Origin of the sequence: Streptomyces sp. NPDC007084 (assembly GCF_040703595.1) — a bacterium.
Lineage (GTDB): Bacteria > Actinomycetota > Actinomycetes > Streptomycetales > Streptomycetaceae > Streptomyces.
Map to the genome: position 1 here is coordinate 84,387 of NZ_JBEYFY010000010.1, position 16,168 is coordinate 100,554.

Genomic DNA, 16,168 nt, shown 5'->3' on the forward strand with positions numbered 1-16,168 from the left:
AGTGGCACCGGGCGGCCGTCGGGGACGGAAAGGAGAGCGCCGACGGCATGCGGTCGGGCCGCCGCCGCACTCGACCTGAGGCGATCCCCCGCGTCGCCCCAGGTCGGCGGCAGCCCGGAACCCCGGCCCTGGAGGGCCTCGGTCCGGACGCGTTGAGTATAGTTGGCTGGCAGCCAGTCAACGCAGGAGTTACAGCATGTCCCCGCGAAGCGCCTCGGTCAATGAAGAGTTGCGGCGGCGTTCCCGGGAACGGCTGTTGCAGGCCGCCGTGGAGCTGGTGAGCGAGCGCGGCTACGACGCGACGACCCTCGGGGACATCGCGGACCGCGCGGGATCGGCCCGCGGACTGGTGTCGTACTACTTCCCCGGCAAGCGGCAGCTCCTCCAGTCCGCCGTGCACCGGCTGATGCACCGCACACTGGAGGAGGCGCTCGAACGCGAGCCGCGTACCGAGGACGGCAGGGAGCGGATGGCTCGGGCCATCGACGCGATCCTCGGGCTCACCCGGGACCAGCCGGTCCTCATGCGCCAGCACATGGCCGGACTGCTCCAGGCCGAGGGGTTCGTCCAGTGCCCGGAGCAGCGCCGGCTCTCCGAACTGCTCGGGCAGACCGTCGCCGCGTACGGCTCGACGCAGGTCTCGGCGGACTATCCGATGCTGCGCGCGCTGCTCATGGGCGCGGTGTACGCGGCGCTGGTGCCGGGCGTGCCGATGCGGGTCCCGGTGCTGCGGACGGAGTTGTTCAAACGGTACGGGCTGGACTGGGAATTGGGGGTACCACCCGACGCCGACGCTTCCGGCGCTTCCGGCGCCGAGGCTCCCGGCACCGGTGCGCGGGACGCCGCCGCGCCGGGCGGCACCCCCCACTCCGATCTGTCACGCTTCTTCGACACCGGCCCGGGGCCGGCGGACGGTCAGCCGAAGTAGTCCGGCTGGGTCTGGACGTTCAGCTCCCGCAGGTGGACCCGCTTGGCCGGATCCGTGCGGCGGTCGCTGAGCTTCAGTACGTCGAAGCCCTTGGCGATGTCGTTCGAGTAGATGTAGCCGTTGTAGTAGTACGCCGACCACGAGCCGCCGACCTCGAGGGTGTCGGTGGACAGCGGGCCGCGCTCGAAGTAGGCGATCTCCTTGGGCTTGGCGGAGTTGGTGAAGTCCCAGACGGAGACGCCTCCCTGGTACCACGCCTGGACCATGAGGTCCTTGCCCTTGACGGGGATCAACGAGCCGTTGTGGGCGACGCAGTTCTCGGTGTCGGCCTGGTGGCGCGGGATCTTGTAGTAGCTCCGGAAGACGAACTTGCGGTGGTCTCCCCTGCCGACGATGTCGTAGATGCCGTCGGCGCCACGGGTCGGACCGGTCGCCTCGTTGCAGGTGGCCGCTCCGCCGCCGCCCAGCTCATCGGTGAAGACCACCTTGTCGGCCTTCTGGCTGAAGGTCGCGGAGTGCCAGAACGAGAAGTTGACGTTGTCCTGGACCCGGTCGATGACCTTCGGGTGCTCGGGGTCCGCGATGGAGAGCAGGATGCCGTCACCCATGCAGGCGCCCGCGGCCAGCTTCTTCGAGGGCAGCACGGTGATGTCGTGGCAGCCGGTCGTCTTGCTGACGCCCGGGTTGGTGGGCGATCCCGGGTTGCCGCCGCCGTCGGGCCCCTCGCCGGGGAAGAGCACCGGGAAGTTCACCACGGCCGCCTTCTCGGGAGCCTTGCGCGGGACCTTGACGACCGAGATGCCGTCGTGCGGCGGCTGGCAGTCGGGGAAGGCGGCGCTCGGCGAGTACGAGGAGACGTACAGGTAGACGTTCTTGCGGTCGGGCACCAGCGCGTGGGTGTGCGAGCCGCAGGCGGTCTCCACGGCGGCGACGTACCGGGGGTTCGCCTTGTCGCTGATGTCGAAGACCTTCATGCCCTCCCACGACGACTTCTCCGTGGCGGGCTGTGTGGTGCTCGCGCACGAGTCGTCGCTGCGCGAGGAGTCGGTGGACAGGAAGAGCAGGTCGCCGGAGACGGAGATGTCGTTCTGCGAGCCGGGGCAGAGGACCTGGGCGACGGTCTTCGGTGCCTTCGGGTCGCTGATGTCGAAGACGCGGAAGCCGTCGTAGTTGCCGGCGAAGGCGTACTTGCCCTGGAAGGCCAGGTCCGAGTTGATGCCGGTGAAGGCGCCCTTGGGCACGTTGGCGAGGTGTTCGATGTTGTCGGAGTGGACGACCTCGTCCCTCCCGGGTATCTCGCCGCTCGCGATCGCCGCCCGCGCCGCGGCCGCCTCGCTCCCGGAGACCCGTTCCGTCGCGGCGGGAGCGTCCCCGGGGTCGAGGGTGGCTGCCGCCGGGCCTGCGGTGAACAGCGTGGCGAGGAGTCCGGCCGCCGCGACGGCGACTCCCAGTCGTCTGTGCCGCGTTGGGGGGTGGTTCGACAGGGTCACTGTGTTCTCCCTTGTAGCCGTTCGGAGTCGAACGGTTCACGGACCCCTGAAGTATCGTCCTGACCATGTACAGATCAACAGATGGCAACGTACTCGTCATGAATGTTCGTGATCGGTGACGTTCGGAAGCGCGCCAGTGCGGTCATCAACTCCCTTGAGATGTCAGCCGATTCGTGTGCCACAGGAGGCCGCCGTGCTTACTGGTCATGCGCCCCGTACGTCCCTGCTCGCGGCGTCGGTGGCCGTCGTCGCCATGCTCGCGCTGGCGGGGTGCGACTCCGGCTCCGAGGCCGGGTCCCCGGCGGCGGGGGGACCTTCGGTGATCGCGCCCGGCAAGCCGGGTGAGGCCGCGGAGACCCTTTCGGCCGAGGAGGCGGAAAAGCGGCGCTCCGACGACGACACCCCCAACACCGCGGACCTCGCCTACGCGCGGATGATGATCACCCACCACGCCCAGGCCCTGGAGATGGCCGAACTCGCCCCGAAGCAGGCCAGGTCGGGGGCGGTTCGGCGGATCGCCGAGCGGATCGCGGCCGCGCAGGGGCCGGAGATCGCCGCCATGAAGAGCTGGCTGAAGACGAACGGCCGCGTCGGGGCGTCCGCGGGCCACGATCACGCGGCGATGCCCGGCATGGCGACGAAGGCGCAGCTCAAGGAGTTGCGCGCGACGGAGGGCGGCGCGTTCGACCGGCTCTTCCTCCGGCTGATGATCACCCATCACGACGGCGCGATCCGCATGGCCACGGACGTGAAGGCACAGGGCAACAACATCCGGATCGAGGAGATGGCCGACGACGTGATCGCCCAGCAGACGACCGAGATCAGCCGGATGCGCGCGATGTCCTGACGCCGCGCGGCAACTACGTTCGTCAGCGCCGGATATGACGTGGTGTCAGCAGTCCGGCGTCGCGCGCCGCGGCGATCAGCCGCAGGGACGCGCGCCGGCTGTGGCCGCTGGCGTTCATGACGGCGAGCACCGGGTCCACGCCCGCCTCCTGTGCCGCGCGGTAGGCGTCGGCGACGAGCCGGCGGCCTTCCGCGCCCCGCGGCCAGGCCGGCCGCGCCCGGCGGGCCGAGCCGTCCTCTGCCCGGGCGGAGTCGCCGTCGGCGCCGAGCCTGCTTCCGCACGCCTCGAACAGCGGCTCCTCGATCCAGTCGGCGACCGACGCGAGGTCGTCCAGCGAGAGGGGCGGCTCGGCCCGTACGTCCTCGACCGACACACCGGCCCCGGACAGCACGGCGAGCAGCTCCAGGCGGGCGCCGTCGGGGAAGGCCAGCCGGACATGGAACCAGGACGTGGGGGTCCCGGCCTCCCGGACCTCCCAGGCGGGCCACACCGACACCGCGCCGTCCGTGCGGCAGCGGTCGGACAGATTAAGGAACGATGCTTCTAGCACATACGGAACGTAACCGCATCATCACATTCCATACGAACGGACACGCGCGCCCCCGCCTCGCGCAGCACCCTGTCAGCGGAGCGCCGGGGGTGCGATCCTGGAAGGGCCAGCGCTCTCACGTCCGCGATCTTCCGGATCCCTCGGGTGAGGAGTTCCGCCGTGCTGCACATAGCCGTCGTCGGCTCGGGACCCAGCGGGGTCTACAGCGCGCAAGGCCTGGTCCAGCGGAGCGGTCCGCCGGACGTCCGGGTCGACGTCCTTGACCGGCTGCCCTGCCCGTACGGCCTGGTGCGCTACGGGGTGGCGCCCGACCACGAGAAGATCAAGTCGTTGCAGAACAGTCTGCGGGCCGTCCTGGAGGACGAGCGGGTGCGGTTCCTCGGCGGTGTCCGGATCGGGCCGGGCGGGGTGCCGGTGGCGCGGCTGCGGGAGCTGTACCACGCGGTGGTGTACTGCGTCGGCGCGGCCACCGACCGGCATCTCGGCATCCCCGGGGAGGATCTGCCGGGCAGTTGGTCGGCGACCGAGTTCGTGTCCTGGTACAGCGCGCATCCCGACGCGGCGGCAGGCACCTTCGTGCGCGACGCGCGCTCGGCGGTGGTCATCGGCGTGGGGAACGTCGCCGTGGACGTGACCCGCATCCTGGCGCGCGGCGCGCCCGAGCTGAGCGCCACCGACATGCCGGAGGCGGCGCTCGCCGCGCTGGCGGCCGGCCAGGTCGCCGACATCAGCATGGTGGGGCGGCGCGGACCGTCGCAGGCCCGGTTCACCACCAAGGAGCTGCGCGAGCTGGGCACCCTGCCGGACGCCGAAGTGGTGGTGGACCCGGCGGAGCTGGCGCTCGACCCGGACTACCTCGACCCCTCCGGCCTGCCCGCGGCCCAGCGGCGCAACGTGGAGGTGCTGCGGGGCTGGGCGGACGCGGCGCCGCTCGGCAGGCCCCGCCGCATCCGTCCCCGGTTCTTCCTGCGTCCCGTCGAACTCCTCGCGTCCGGCGGGCGGGTGGGCGCGGTGCGCTTCGAGCGGACGGTGCCGGACGGGGCGGGCGGGGTCACGGGGACGGGCCGGTTCGAGGAGATCGAGGCGCAGTTGGTGCTGCGTTCGGTGGGTTATCGGGGGATGCCGCTCGACGGGCTGCCCTTCGACCCGCTCCTCGGTACGGTGCCGAACCTGGCGGGGAGGGTGCTGCGGGACGGTGTGGTCGTGCCGGGCGAGTATGTGGCGGGCTGGATCAAGCGGGGGCCGACCGGGGTGATCGGCACCAACCGGCCCTGCGCCAAGGAGACGGTGACCTCGCTCCTGGAGGACGCCCCCGCGCTCGTACGCCGGAAAGTGGCCGGGGACCCGCTCGCCGCGCTGCTGGCCGAGGGCGTGCGGCCGGTCGAGTGGGCCGGATGGCAGGCCATCGAGCGGGCCGAGGCGGAACTCGGCGCGAGCCTTGGCCGGGGTGCGGTCAAGCTGCCCGACTGGGACGCGCTGTGGGCGGCGGCTCGGGGCACGCACCACTGACGCGGACCCGGCGCGTCACGGCCCCCGCGCGCCCCCGCCCACCCGGACGGCACCCGAGCCCCGCGGGAGACCGACGTCTCCCGTCGGCCCCGACCGGCCCCCCTCCCACCCCTACCGCAGACGGCCGGTCCCCTGGCTCCTGACGGTCCGAAACCCCGGACACACACCGGCAACAGACCGGAAATCAACAAACTGTTCAAGGCGCCTACGGTCTCGTGCTGTCCGGGCGTGCTCATGCCGTGCGGACGTTCCCTCTCCCCGCAGCTCCAGGAGTGCCCATGGCAACCACCGCTCCCGTGCATCCCGTAGACGAGGTTCCCCCCGTTCGCCAACTGGCCGCCTTCGGGCTCCAGCACGTGCTCGCGATGTACGCGGGTGCGGTGGCCGTGCCGCTGATCGTGGGCGGCGCGATGAAGCTGTCGCCCGCCGACCTGGCGTATCTGATCACCGCGGACCTGCTCGTGTGCGGGATCGCGACGCTGATCCAGTGCGTGGGCTTCTGGCGCTTCGGCGTGCGGCTGCCCATCATGCAGGGCTGCACCTTCGCCGCCGTCTCTCCGATGGTCCTCATCGGGACGACGGACGGCGGGCTGCCCGCGATCTACGGATCGGTGATCGTCGCGGGACTGGCGATCGTCCTGCTCGCCCCGGTGTTCGGCCGGCTGCTGCGCTTCTTCCCGCCGCTCGTCACGGGCACGGTCATCCTCATCATCGGCGTCTCCCTGCTGCCGGTCGCGGGCAACTGGGCGGCGGGAGGTGCGGGCGCGAAGGACTTCGGCGCGCCGAAGAACCTGGCGCTCGCCGCCTTCGTCCTGGTCGTGGTCCTGGCCGTGCAGCGGTTCGCGCCCGCCTTCCTGAGCCGCACGGCCGTCCTCGTCGGCATCGCCGTGGGCCTCGCGGTCGCGGTGCCGTTCGGGTTCACTGACTTCGGCGGGGTGGGGGACGCGGACTGGGTGGGCATCAGCACGCCGTTCCACTTCGGGGCGCCGGCCTTCCACGTCTCGGCGATCGTTTCGATGCTGGTCGTGGCCCTGGTGACGATGACCGAGACGACCGGCGACTTCATCGCGGTCGGCGAGCTGACCGGCCGGCCCGTCGAGCCGCGCACCCTCGCGGACGGCCTGCGGGCCGACGGTCTGTCCACGGTCCTCGGCGGTGTCTTCAACACCTTCCCCTACACGGCCTTCGCGCAGAACGTGGGTCTCGTGGGCATGACCCGGGTGCGCAGCCGGTGGGTGGTCGCGGCGGCGGGCGGCATCCTGGTGCTGCTCGGCCTGCTGCCGAAGCTGGGCGCGGTGGTCGCCGCGATACCCGCGCCCGTGCTCGGCGGCGCCGGCCTGGTGATGTTCGGGACGGTCGCCGCGAGCGGTCTGCGCACGCTGGCGGAGGTGGACTTCAGGGGGAACAACAACCTGACCGTGGTGGCCGTCTCGGTCGCCGTCGGCATGCTGCCGGTCGGCGTCCCGGGCGTCTACGCGCGGTTCCCCGACTGGTTCCAGACGGTCATGAACAGCGGGATCAGCGCGGGCTGCCTGACGGCGATCGCCCTCAACCTGCTCTTCAACCACCTGCCCGGCAGGGAGAGCCGGCCGAAGACGGCACCGGAGCCGGAGGTGGGGCCGGAGGCCGAGGCGGCCTCAGCGAGCGCCTAGCCGCTCCTCCTGGCGGTCCGCCGCTTCCAGGACACGGCCGAGGAGGCCCGGGAACAGGGCCTCCAGGTCGTCCGTGCGCAGCCCGTTCATCTTCGCCGTGCCGCGGTAGACCTGCCGGATCACCCCGCTCTCCCGCAGCACCCGGAAGTGGTGGGTGGTGGTGGACTTGGTGACCGGCAGCACGAAGTGCGAACAGGACAACTCACCGCCGTCCGCCGCGAGTTGGCGCACGACCTGGAGCCGCATCGGGTCGGAGAGGGCGTGCAGCACGGACTCCAGCCGGATCTCCGCGCGCGGGGGATGCGGCAGATCGCGGCCGCTGGGGGCGGGGGCGGCGGTCGTCACGGTGGCTCCACATCGTCCGGGGACCCCCGGTCCGGTCCGGGTCCGGGAGGGGGCGGGTCCGGGGCTTCCCCCGGAGCCCTCATTGTACGAGACCCATCGTAGTTTGACACCTGCCGTACTACGATGCCTATCGTACGAGCCGTATCCCGGCCCCGCGACGAATGGAGTCCGCCGTGAGCGCGCTCTTCGAGCCCTACGTCCTGCGCGACGTCACCATCCCCAACCGGGTGTGGATGCCGCCGATGTGCCAGTACTCGGCGACCCCCGAGGGCCCCTTGGCGGGCGCCCCGCACGACTGGCACTTCGCCCACTACGCCGCGCGTGCCACCGGCGGCACGGGCCTGATCATCGTGGAGGCGACCGCCGTCTCGCCCGAGGGGCGGATCTCCCCGTACGACCTGGGCATCTGGAACGACACGCAGGTCGAGGCGTTCCGCCGGATCACCGGCTTCCTGCGCGCCCAGGGCACGGTCCCGGCGATCCAGCTCGGGCACGGCGGGCGCAAGGCCTCCACCGACCGGCCCTGGAAGGGCGGCGCGCCGGTCGGCCCGGACGCGCACGGCTGGCAGGCGCTCGCGCCCAGTGCGCTCCCCTTCGACGACGGGCACCCGGTCCCCGACGAGCTGACCGTGGCCGGGATCGAGGAGATCGTGCGGCAGTTCGCGGACGCGGCCCGGCGCGCGCTCGCCGCCGGTTTCGAGACAGTCGAGATCCACGGCGCCCACGGCTACCTCGTCAACGAGTTCCTCTCGCCGCACTCCAACCACCGCACCGACGCCTACGGCGGCTCGTACGAGAACCGGACGCGGTTCGCGCTCGACGTGGTGGACGCCGTGCGGGAGGTCTGGCCGGACGACAAGCCGCTCTTCTTCCGCATCTCCGCGACGGACTGGCTGGAGGAGGCGGGCTGGACCGCCGACGACACCGTCCGTTTCGCCGGCGAGCTGCGCGAGCACGGCGTGGACCTGCTCGACGTGTCCACGGGCGGGAACGCCCCGGGTGTGCGCATTCCCGTTGGGCCCGGCTATCAAGTGCCGTTCGCCGCGCGGGTGAAGAGGGAGACGTCGCTGCCCGTCGCGGCGGTCGGTCTGATCACCGGCGTCGAGCAGGCGGAGAAGATCGTCGCCAACGGCGAGGCCGACGCGGTGCTGCTGGGCCGTGAGCTGCTGCGCAACCCCTCCTTCGCCCGTCTCGCGGCCCGCGAACTCGGTGCCGAGGTCCGCGTGCCGGAGCAGTACCACCGCTCGGTGTGACCCTTCCCGACGCGAACTCCCCCTGAAGCGCGCCCCGTTGACAGCGCGTCCGACACGCCGGTGCGTGACGGGCGCGCTCGCGGGTACCCGGCGCAACACAATGGGAACAAGGCCACGCCGGGGCGACCCTACGTGCTGTAGGTTCCCTCGGTGAGAGCGTCGTACGTCAGGGGGAACCTGTGAGGGAACGTGACGCCGGACGCACGGCACGCGGTCCCGCGTCCGTGCTGGCACTGCTCGTGCCGAGTCTGGGGATCGCCGCGGTGGGCGTCTACCACCTGTGCGGTTTCGATCTGCACGCCTTGCACGGGCGCCCGCACCTCGGCGACGGACTGACCATGGCCGGGGTGATCACGGCCCTCGTCGCGGCGGGCGCGGCGCTCGGCGACCTCCTGTGGTGGGCCGCGACCCGTGGCCGTCCCCTCACGGAGAGCGCGGAGGCCTGCCGGGACGGGCAGTTGAAGAACCCCGGGCGCAATTGACGGTCGGCGGGCGGCCGGTGGAGAGCGCCAGGGCACCGCGACGCGCCACGCCTGCGGATTCACACCCCTCCCTTACCACCGGTCATCACTCCTACGCGGCGATAACCTTCCCTTTCCCTACGCCGTGTAGTGTTCCGCCCTCCGCTCGCGCCGGTACGCCCGGCCGCTCCCCAAGGTGATGCTCCACGGTGTCGGTACAACAGTCAGCGCCCGTCAAGGAACAGCGGAACACCGGCGCGCGCCGGACGGCGGACCCGGACGGCCGGAAAGACGGCAGGCTCCGGCGGCGGGCCGCCGCGTCCACCGTCTGGTACCTGCGGCTGCTCGCGCTCCTCAACGTCGTCGCGGTGGTCTCGCTGCCCTTCGGCGAAGAGGTCCACGAACACAACGCGGGCGAGTACTTCACCCCGTACCTGGCCACCGCTGGCCTGGTCTCGGCGGCGCTCGCCCTCTTCCTCGCGCTCGTGATGCGCCGCCGCAAACGCGCCGCGTGGATCTTCAACATGCTGCTGGCCGGACCGCTCCTGGTGCTCTACGGCGTGGCCCTGACCCAGGAGCGCTACCGGCAGCACTGCTTCAACTGGCTCTCGGTCCTGCTCACCGCCCTCTTCGTCGGCGCCCTGCTGCTCGGCCGCCGGGAGTTCCACGCCGTCGGGGACCGCTCGAACCCCCGGCTCGCGCTGGCCGTCGGCGCCGGCGGGCTCCTCGTCAGCGCCGCGCTCGGCACCCTCCTGGTGAGCGCCACCAACCGGGTCACGGGTACCCCGCTCGGCGACCGGATCGCGTACACCCTGCTGCGCGGTGTCAGCGTCGGCCCGCTCGCCGACCGCTTCGACACCGTGGCCGCTCCGCGCTGGGTCGACGTGCTGGTCAACGTCCTCATGGCGGGCACCTTCCTGCTGGTGCTCTACGCCTGCTTCCGCTCCCCGCGCGGCCTCGAACTCCTCGGCGAGACGGATGAGAGGCGGCTGCGGGAGCTGCTGGCGCGGCACGGGGAACGGGACTCGCTCGGCTACTTCGCGCTGCGCCGCGACAAGGCGGTCATCTGGTCCCCGAGCGGCAAGGCGGCGATCGCGTACGGGGTCGTCGGGGGCGTGACCCTCGCCTCCGGTGATCCGATCGGCGACCCGGAGGCCTGGCCCGGCGCGATCGAGGCCTGGCTGTCGGAGGCCCGGCGGCACGCGTGGACGCCCGCGGTGATGGGCGCGAGCGAGGAGGCGGGGACCGTGTACGCGCGGCACGGTCTGGACGCGCTGGAACTCGGCGACGAGGCGATCGTGGACCGCGCGGACTTCACCCTGGAGGGGCGCGCGATGCGGGGCGTCCGGCAGGCGCACAAGCGGGTCGGGCGGGCCGGGCACACCGTGCGCGTCCGGCGGCACGAGGACATTCCCGACGCCGACATGGCCGCGCTGACCGACCGGGCGGACCAGTGGCGCGACGGGGAGACCGAGCGCGGCTTCTCGATGGCGCTCGGCCGGCTGGGCGATCCGGCCGACGGGCGGTGCGTGATGCTGGAGTGCCAGGACGGCGACGGGGTGCCGCGGGCCGTGCTGAGCTTCGTGCCGTGGGGTGAACGGGGGCTGTCCCTCGACCTGATGCGCCGGGACCGCAACTCCGACAACGGGCTCATGGAGTTCATGGTGATCGAACTCCTGGGCCGCGCCGAGGAGATCGGTGTCGACCGGGTGTCCCTGAACTTCGCGATGTTCCGGTCGGTGTTCGAGCGGGGGACGCGGCTGGGCGCGGGTCCCGTGCTGCGGCTGTGGTGTTCGGTGCTGACGTTCCTCTCGCGCTGGTGGCAGCTCGAATCCCTCTACCGGGCCAACGCCAAGTACCGGCCGGTCTGGGAACCCCGCTATCTGCTCTTCGAGAAGAGCGCCGATCTCCCCCGCATCGGCATCGCCGCCGCCCGTGCCGAGGGTTTCCTCGCTCCGCCGGCCCTCCCCCGGTTCGCCGGACGACGCCGGGAGCGGGCCGGCCGACCGTCGTAATACGGCCGCTCTCACGGGAGTTGGCCGGGTTGCGGCCGTCGACGGGACGGGCGCGGGGCGTCACTGTCAGTGCCGTGGTGCACACTCACGATCATTGGCCGTACGCCCGGGGAGGACGCCGTGTTCAGGGGGATCGACGAGGTCGACTGGGCCTCGATGGAGCATGCCTACGGAAGCGCCGCGGACGTGCCGGAGCTGCTGCGGGGCCTGGCTTCGCCGCTCCCCCATGAGCGGGAGACCGCACTCGACGGGATGTACGGGGCGGTGCACCACCAGGGTGACGTGTACGACTCGACGCTCGCCTCGATCCCGTTCCTCTTCCGCCTCGTCCGGCACGTCGGACTGCCGGATCGCGGGGGCATCGTGGAGCTGCTCGCCAGCATCGGCGGACGGGACGCCACGGAGGAGCCGGCCGAGGCCGGCGAGGAGGGGTCCGGCGGGTCCGGCGGAGCCGGCGGAGCCGGCGGAGCCTTTGAGGGCGTTACTTCCGGTCGGCCGGGCGGGTCCGGCGGGTCGGGCGGGTCGGGCGGGTCGGGCGGGTCCGGTGAAGGCGAGGCTTCCGGCGGGTCGGGCGGGGGCGCGTGTCCCGGCGGACAGGCCGAGGAAGGACCCGACACCTACGCCAGGGCGCGTGCCGCGGTCCGCGCCGGTGCCCCGGTCTTCGTGGACCTCATGACGGACGGGGACCCCGAAGTGCGCCGCGCCGCCCCGACGGCGCTCGCGTGGTTCCACGAAGAGCCAGAACATGTACTGGCTCTGCTGCGGGAGCGGCTGGCGGACGAGCAGGACGACGGTGTCCGCCTCGCCCTGGTCGAGGGCCTCGGGCTGTTCGCCCGCCTGCACCCCGGTCTTTCCGCCCCGGCGGTCGGCGTCCTCGGGTCGCTGTGCGCGGCGCCGCACGAACCGGGGCTGCGGCTCGCCGCGCTCGGGCAGATGGCCCTGTGCGCCCCGGACCGGCCGCCCGCCGACCTCGTCGCCACGGTCGTCGAGCTGCTCCACGCCAGGTCGCGGCGGTCCCGGTCGTCGCGCGAGCCCGCCCGGACGTCCACGGACACCCTGATCGGCCGGCTGCGCCGCATCCGCCCGGCGGACGAGGAGGGCGCCCAGCTCCTGCGGACGCTGCACTCGGCGCTGGGTGCCCGCACCACCGACCGGATCGCCCTGCTGAGAGGGCAGTTGAGCAGCACGGACACGGCCGACCGGTGCAACGCGGTGTGGATGTCGGCGGGGCTGTTCCGCGAGTGGCGGGGCGCCTACGCGGAGCCGGTCGCGCTGATCGGTGAGCAACTGGCCTCGGACGAGGAGCGGTTGCGGCAGGCCGCCGTGTCGGTCCTGGAGTTCCTCTTCACCCTGGCGACACCGGCGGCCGACCGGCTCGCCGCCCTCGTCGCCTCGGACCCGGACTCCCGGGGGCGCGGCGCGACCACGCTGGGCGGCCCGCTCAGGGCACTGACCAGGGCGGGGGACGAACGGGCGGTGCCGGCGCTCGCCGAGGTCCTGCGGCAGCCGGTCGTTCCACCCGAGACGGGCTACGCCGTCCGCCACCTCGGGCCCGCCGCCGCGCCGCTGGCGCCGCTGCTGCGGGAGCGGCTCGCCGAGGTTCCGCTCGATGACGCCGACACGTTCGGCCGGGCCGCTCCCATGCTGTCCGCCCTCGCGGGCCTGCGGTACTCCGCCGCCGTCCCGGAGGTGCTGCGGCTGCTGCTCGGCGCGCCGCGCGACCTGCGGCTGCGGGACTCCCTGGTGGAGGCGCTGGCCGGGGCGCTCGGCGCGTTCGGGCCTGCCGCCCGCGAGGCGGTACCCGCGCTGCGGGAGCTGCTGGGCGGCGCGAGTTCGGCGGTGGCGGCTGCCGCGCTGTGGTCCGTCGAGGGCGACACGGAGACCGTCCTACCGCCGCTGCTGCGAGCGCTGGCGACCGGGGAAGGCTCGAGCTGCCGGGTGGCCGCCGACGCCCTCGGCCGTATGGGCCCGGCGGCGGCGCCCGCGCTCTCTGGGCTGCGGGGCCTGACGGACTCCGGCGACGTGTGGATACGGACGGCGGCGGCCGGCGCCCTGTGGGACATCACCGCCGATCCGGAGACCGTCCTGCCGGTGTTCGGCCCGGCCTGGGTCCAGAACCCGTACACCCGGGGCACCATCGGCGCCTGTCTCCTGCGCATGGGTGACGCCGGTGCCCCCGTCCACGACCTGGTCGCCACGGAACTGGCCTGCCCCCGGCGTCACCGGGCCCGCTCCGGCGGCCACGGCAGCCACGACGTCCTGGAGGACGAGAACCTGCTGCGGGACTGCCGTGCGGTGCTGGGGAGTTGAGGCCGCGCGTCAGTCGTCACCGGTGTGGCGTTCTCCGTGCGGGCCTTCGGCCTCGTACGTCCCCTTGCCTGCCCGGCGCATGTGCTGAGCGCGGCGACACCGGGACGCGACTTTGGACCTCGCGCCGCGACTTCCTAAGCGAATGAATAGAAGGCGAGCAGGGCGATCCCGATGGCGTGCAGCAGGGCCACCTTGACGAAGGCGGGTTTGGTCAGATCCGACCGCCGGGTGGTGTAGATCATCGTGGCTGTTATGTAGATGATCAACGCAGCCGCGATCCGGACCGTCAAAATCTTCGCTTCGTGCATTTTGTTCCCTCGGGATGCTGGTCGGCGGGTGATGGCAGAGGTCGAGGATCACCGGCGGGCATTCTCAAGTGCCCGCCGTGTTTCGGGACTTCGTCGCTTTGGTTTGCCAGGCGGCGTTCTGCCAGGCCGCGCCGCCTCGGGTGACTCCCCGTCGGGATTGGCCCGAGGCGGCGCATGTCCATTGCCAGTAACGCGTGGGGCGGCCCCGGCGGGCGCCGCACGGCCGGTTGCCCGAACGTGTGGCGTCAACGGGCACCGCCCGCCGCACAGTCGGCCGACGAGATCACGCCAACCGTGAGCGGTGCTCCACGATCACCGGACAGCGGATCTCCGCAACTCCGCCCTGGCCGGGGAGAGCGCCGAGGGGAAACGCCGGGGAATCCCTACGGGAGGCGCCAGTCCACCGGGGCGGCGCCCTGGCGGGCGAGGAAGTCGTTGGCCCGGCTGAAGGGGCGGGAGCCGAAGAAGCCTCGGTCGGCGGAGCGGGGTGAGGGATGTGCGGACTCGACCACCGGATAGCGGTCGAGATGGGGGCGCAGGTTGCGGGCGTCGCGGCCCCACAGGATGGAGACCAGGGGCGTGCCGCGTCCGGCGAGTGCGCGGATCGCCTGCTCGGTGACCTCTTCCCAGCCCTTGTCCCGGTGCGAGCCGGGGCTGTTCGGCCTCGTCGTCAGCGCCCTGTTCAGCAGCAGTACGCCCTGCCGCGTCCACGGGGTGAGGTCGCCGTTGGACGGAGCGGGCAGACCGAGGTCGCTCCGCAGCTCCTGGAAGATGTTGATCAGGCTGCCGGGCAGTCGGCGCACCTCGGGGGCCACGGCGAAGCTCAGGCCGATCGCCATCCCGGGGGTGGGATAGGGGTCCTGGCCCACGATGAGGACGCGCACATCGTCGAAGGGCTGCTGGAAGGCACGCAGGACGTTCGGCCCGTCGGGCAGGTAGGTTCGGCCGGCCGCGAGTTCGGTCCGCAGGAAGGTGCCCATGGAGGCGACCCGTTCGGCCACCGGTTCCAGGGCCTTCGCCCAGCCCGGCTCGACTAGTTCATGGAGAGGTCGTGGTGCCACGGGCGACCACTCTACTGGCGTAAAGGGAGGGCTCGTACTCCGGTCGAGGCGTCCCACGAACGGCGGCGCTACTCTTCCGCCCCGTCATCTGCCAGAGTGTCGGGCAGATCTCGCGGCCGGTCCCCGGCCGGTCCGCGGCCTGTCCTCCGGAACCAAGAGGAACACTTCGAGCCAGTGATCCATCCACCCCGCCGATCTCGTCGCCGTCACCTGCCTCCGACGCCTCCGGTGCCTCCGCCGCTTCCCCACGCCGAACGGGGCGGCCGGGAGAGGACCACCGCGCGGCCGGTGGACCGGAGGTCGGCGTGACGTCCGGGGGCGCGGGCGGTACGCGGACGGCCGAGGCGGGCCCGTCCGTGGTGCTGGCGGTGGACTCGGGTGGCTCCGGACTGCGCGCGGTCCTCGCCGCGCACGGGCACGGGCACGGGCACGGGCGTCACAGTGAGGCCGCCTCCGACGGGGACACGGCAGCCACACCGCCGACCGCGCTCGGTGACATCGCGGTCTCCCGGGAACCGGTCCGTACCGGGCCCCGGGGAATCTCGGCCGGTCACCTGCTGGAGCAACTACTGCCGATGGCACGCCGGTTGATGGACGCGGCCGGTGCCGTACGACTCGGGGCCGTGGCCGTCGGCGCGGCGGGCCTCGCCACGCTCGGTGACGAACTGCGGGACGAGCTGCCCGCCGCGCTGGAACATGAACTCGGCGTGCGGCGGCTCGCGTTGGTGGCCGACGCGGTGACGGCGTACACCGGAGCGCTCGGCCCGCGGGCCGGTGCGGTGATCGCCGCGGGCACCGGCATGATCGCGATCGGCACCGACCTCGTCTCGTGGCGCAGGGCCGACGGGTGGGGGCATCTGCTCGGTGACTGCGGAGGCGGCGCGTGGATCGGGCGCGCGGGGCTGGAGGCGGCGCTGCGGGCCTTCGACGGACGGCAGGGCGGTTCGGCCGTGCTGCTGGCCGACGCGGAGGACGTGTTCGGGCCGATGCCGGAACTGCCGGGCCGCCTCTACCCGCGTACCGACCGGGCCGCCGTGCTCGCCTCCTTCGCCCCGCGGGTCGCCGGCCGCGCCGGGACCGACCCGGTGGCGGCGGACATCCTGCGGACCGCCGCCCGGCACATGGCCGAGTCGGCGGCAGCCGTCTGCCCGCCCGATGGCGCTCCCCGACTCGCGCTCACCGGAGGGGTGTTCAAGATGGGCGAACCTCTTCTCGCGCCGCTGCGCGAGGAGTTGGCCACGCGGCTGCCGCACGCACGGCTGGTGCCCGCCGGGGGCGACCCGCTCGCCGGCGCCCTGCGGATCGCCGTCGACCTGGCGGACGGCCGGCTCGCACTCCCCCGGAACGAACGGATGTTGTCCGTGGTGGCTGAAAAGCCCTATCCGGAAATCGATGCTCTGAATTCACCCTAGGACCGGCAACCACACAACTACCGATCA

Annotated in this window: 13 protein-coding genes; 9 read left to right on the forward strand and 4 right to left on the reverse strand. The window is 72.5% G+C overall.

All coding sequences use genetic code 11. The features are described 5' to 3' along the window. The first annotated feature begins 196 nt into the window (after window positions 1–196). Window positions 197–928, forward strand: coding sequence for a helix-turn-helix domain-containing protein (locus AB0912_RS11935; protein WP_366698362.1), 732 nt, complete (start codon window positions 197–199; stop codon window positions 926–928). On the opposite strand, the gene AB0912_RS11940 is transcribed toward AB0912_RS11935, so the two are convergent. After that, window positions 916–2,418: a hypothetical protein gene (locus AB0912_RS11940; RefSeq protein WP_366698364.1), complete on the reverse strand. Its 1,503-nt coding sequence runs from the start codon at window positions 2,416–2,418 to the stop codon at window positions 916–918. The two genes, AB0912_RS11935 and AB0912_RS11940, sit on opposite strands and share 13 nt — an antisense overlap. A 253-nt stretch (window positions 2,419–2,671) precedes the next feature. Between AB0912_RS11940 and AB0912_RS11945 the strand changes: the two genes are divergently transcribed. Next, complete coding sequence (locus AB0912_RS11945) at window positions 2,672–3,265, forward strand: DUF305 domain-containing protein (RefSeq protein WP_366698538.1); 594 nt, start codon at window positions 2,672–2,674, stop codon at window positions 3,263–3,265. A gap of 22 nt (window positions 3,266–3,287) precedes the next feature. Here AB0912_RS11945 and AB0912_RS11950 read toward each other — a convergent pair whose 3' ends face one another. Continuing rightward, window positions 3,288–3,761 carry a DUF6214 family protein gene (locus AB0912_RS11950; protein WP_366698540.1) on the reverse strand — a complete coding sequence of 158 codons (474 nt, stop codon included), beginning with the start codon at window positions 3,759–3,761 and terminating at the stop codon, window positions 3,288–3,290. Window positions 3,762–3,974: 213 nt separating this feature from the next. Here AB0912_RS11950 and AB0912_RS11955 point away from each other — a divergent pair, with 213 nt between their 5' ends. Both AB0912_RS11955 and AB0912_RS11960 read left to right on the forward strand, forming a co-directional pair. Next, on the forward strand, window positions 3,975–5,324 hold the full coding sequence (locus AB0912_RS11955) for an FAD-dependent oxidoreductase (protein WP_366698366.1): 1,350 nt from the start codon (window positions 3,975–3,977) through the stop codon (window positions 5,322–5,324). Between the two features lie 278 nt (window positions 5,325–5,602). Beyond that, a complete protein-coding gene (locus AB0912_RS11960; protein ID WP_366698368.1) occupies window positions 5,603–6,976 on the forward strand; it encodes a nucleobase:cation symporter-2 family protein in 1,374 nt (457 codons plus the stop codon). Here the strand turns inward: AB0912_RS11960 and AB0912_RS11965 are convergent. Beyond that, window positions 6,962–7,321 carry a helix-turn-helix transcriptional regulator gene (locus tag AB0912_RS11965; RefSeq protein WP_366698370.1) on the reverse strand — a complete coding sequence of 120 codons (360 nt, stop codon included), beginning with the start codon at window positions 7,319–7,321 and terminating at the stop codon, window positions 6,962–6,964. The genes AB0912_RS11960 and AB0912_RS11965 overlap by 15 nt on opposite strands. Window positions 7,322–7,494: 173 nt before the next feature. On the opposite strand from AB0912_RS11965, the gene AB0912_RS11970 reads away from it, so the two are divergent. From AB0912_RS11970 to AB0912_RS11985, 4 genes are all read left to right on the forward strand, one after another. Beyond that, window positions 7,495–8,574, forward strand: coding sequence for an NADH:flavin oxidoreductase/NADH oxidase (locus AB0912_RS11970; RefSeq protein ID WP_366698372.1), 1,080 nt, complete (start codon window positions 7,495–7,497; stop codon window positions 8,572–8,574). A 179-nt stretch (window positions 8,575–8,753) separates the two neighbouring features. Further along, window positions 8,754–9,056: a hypothetical protein gene (locus AB0912_RS11975; protein WP_366698374.1), complete on the forward strand. Its 303-nt coding sequence runs from the start codon at window positions 8,754–8,756 to the stop codon at window positions 9,054–9,056. Between the two features lie 188 nt (window positions 9,057–9,244). Further along, complete coding sequence (locus tag AB0912_RS11980) at window positions 9,245–11,050, forward strand: phosphatidylglycerol lysyltransferase domain-containing protein (RefSeq protein ID WP_366698376.1); 1,806 nt, start codon at window positions 9,245–9,247, stop codon at window positions 11,048–11,050. Between the two features lie 120 nt (window positions 11,051–11,170). Beyond that, window positions 11,171–13,360 carry a HEAT repeat domain-containing protein gene (locus AB0912_RS11985; RefSeq protein WP_366698378.1) on the forward strand — a complete coding sequence of 730 codons (2,190 nt, stop codon included), beginning with the start codon at window positions 11,171–11,173 and terminating at the stop codon, window positions 13,358–13,360. 691 nt (window positions 13,361–14,051) lie between these two features. On the opposite strand, the gene AB0912_RS11990 is transcribed toward AB0912_RS11985, so the two are convergent. Next, complete coding sequence (locus AB0912_RS11990) at window positions 14,052–14,729, reverse strand: uracil-DNA glycosylase (RefSeq protein WP_366698380.1); 678 nt, start codon at window positions 14,727–14,729, stop codon at window positions 14,052–14,054. 305 nt (window positions 14,730–15,034) lie between these two features. Here AB0912_RS11990 and AB0912_RS11995 point away from each other — a divergent pair, with 305 nt between their 5' ends. Next, a complete protein-coding gene (locus AB0912_RS11995; RefSeq protein WP_366698382.1) occupies window positions 15,035–16,141 on the forward strand; it encodes a BadF/BadG/BcrA/BcrD ATPase family protein in 1,107 nt (368 codons plus the stop codon). The last annotated feature ends 27 nt before the right edge of the window (window positions 16,142–16,168 follow it).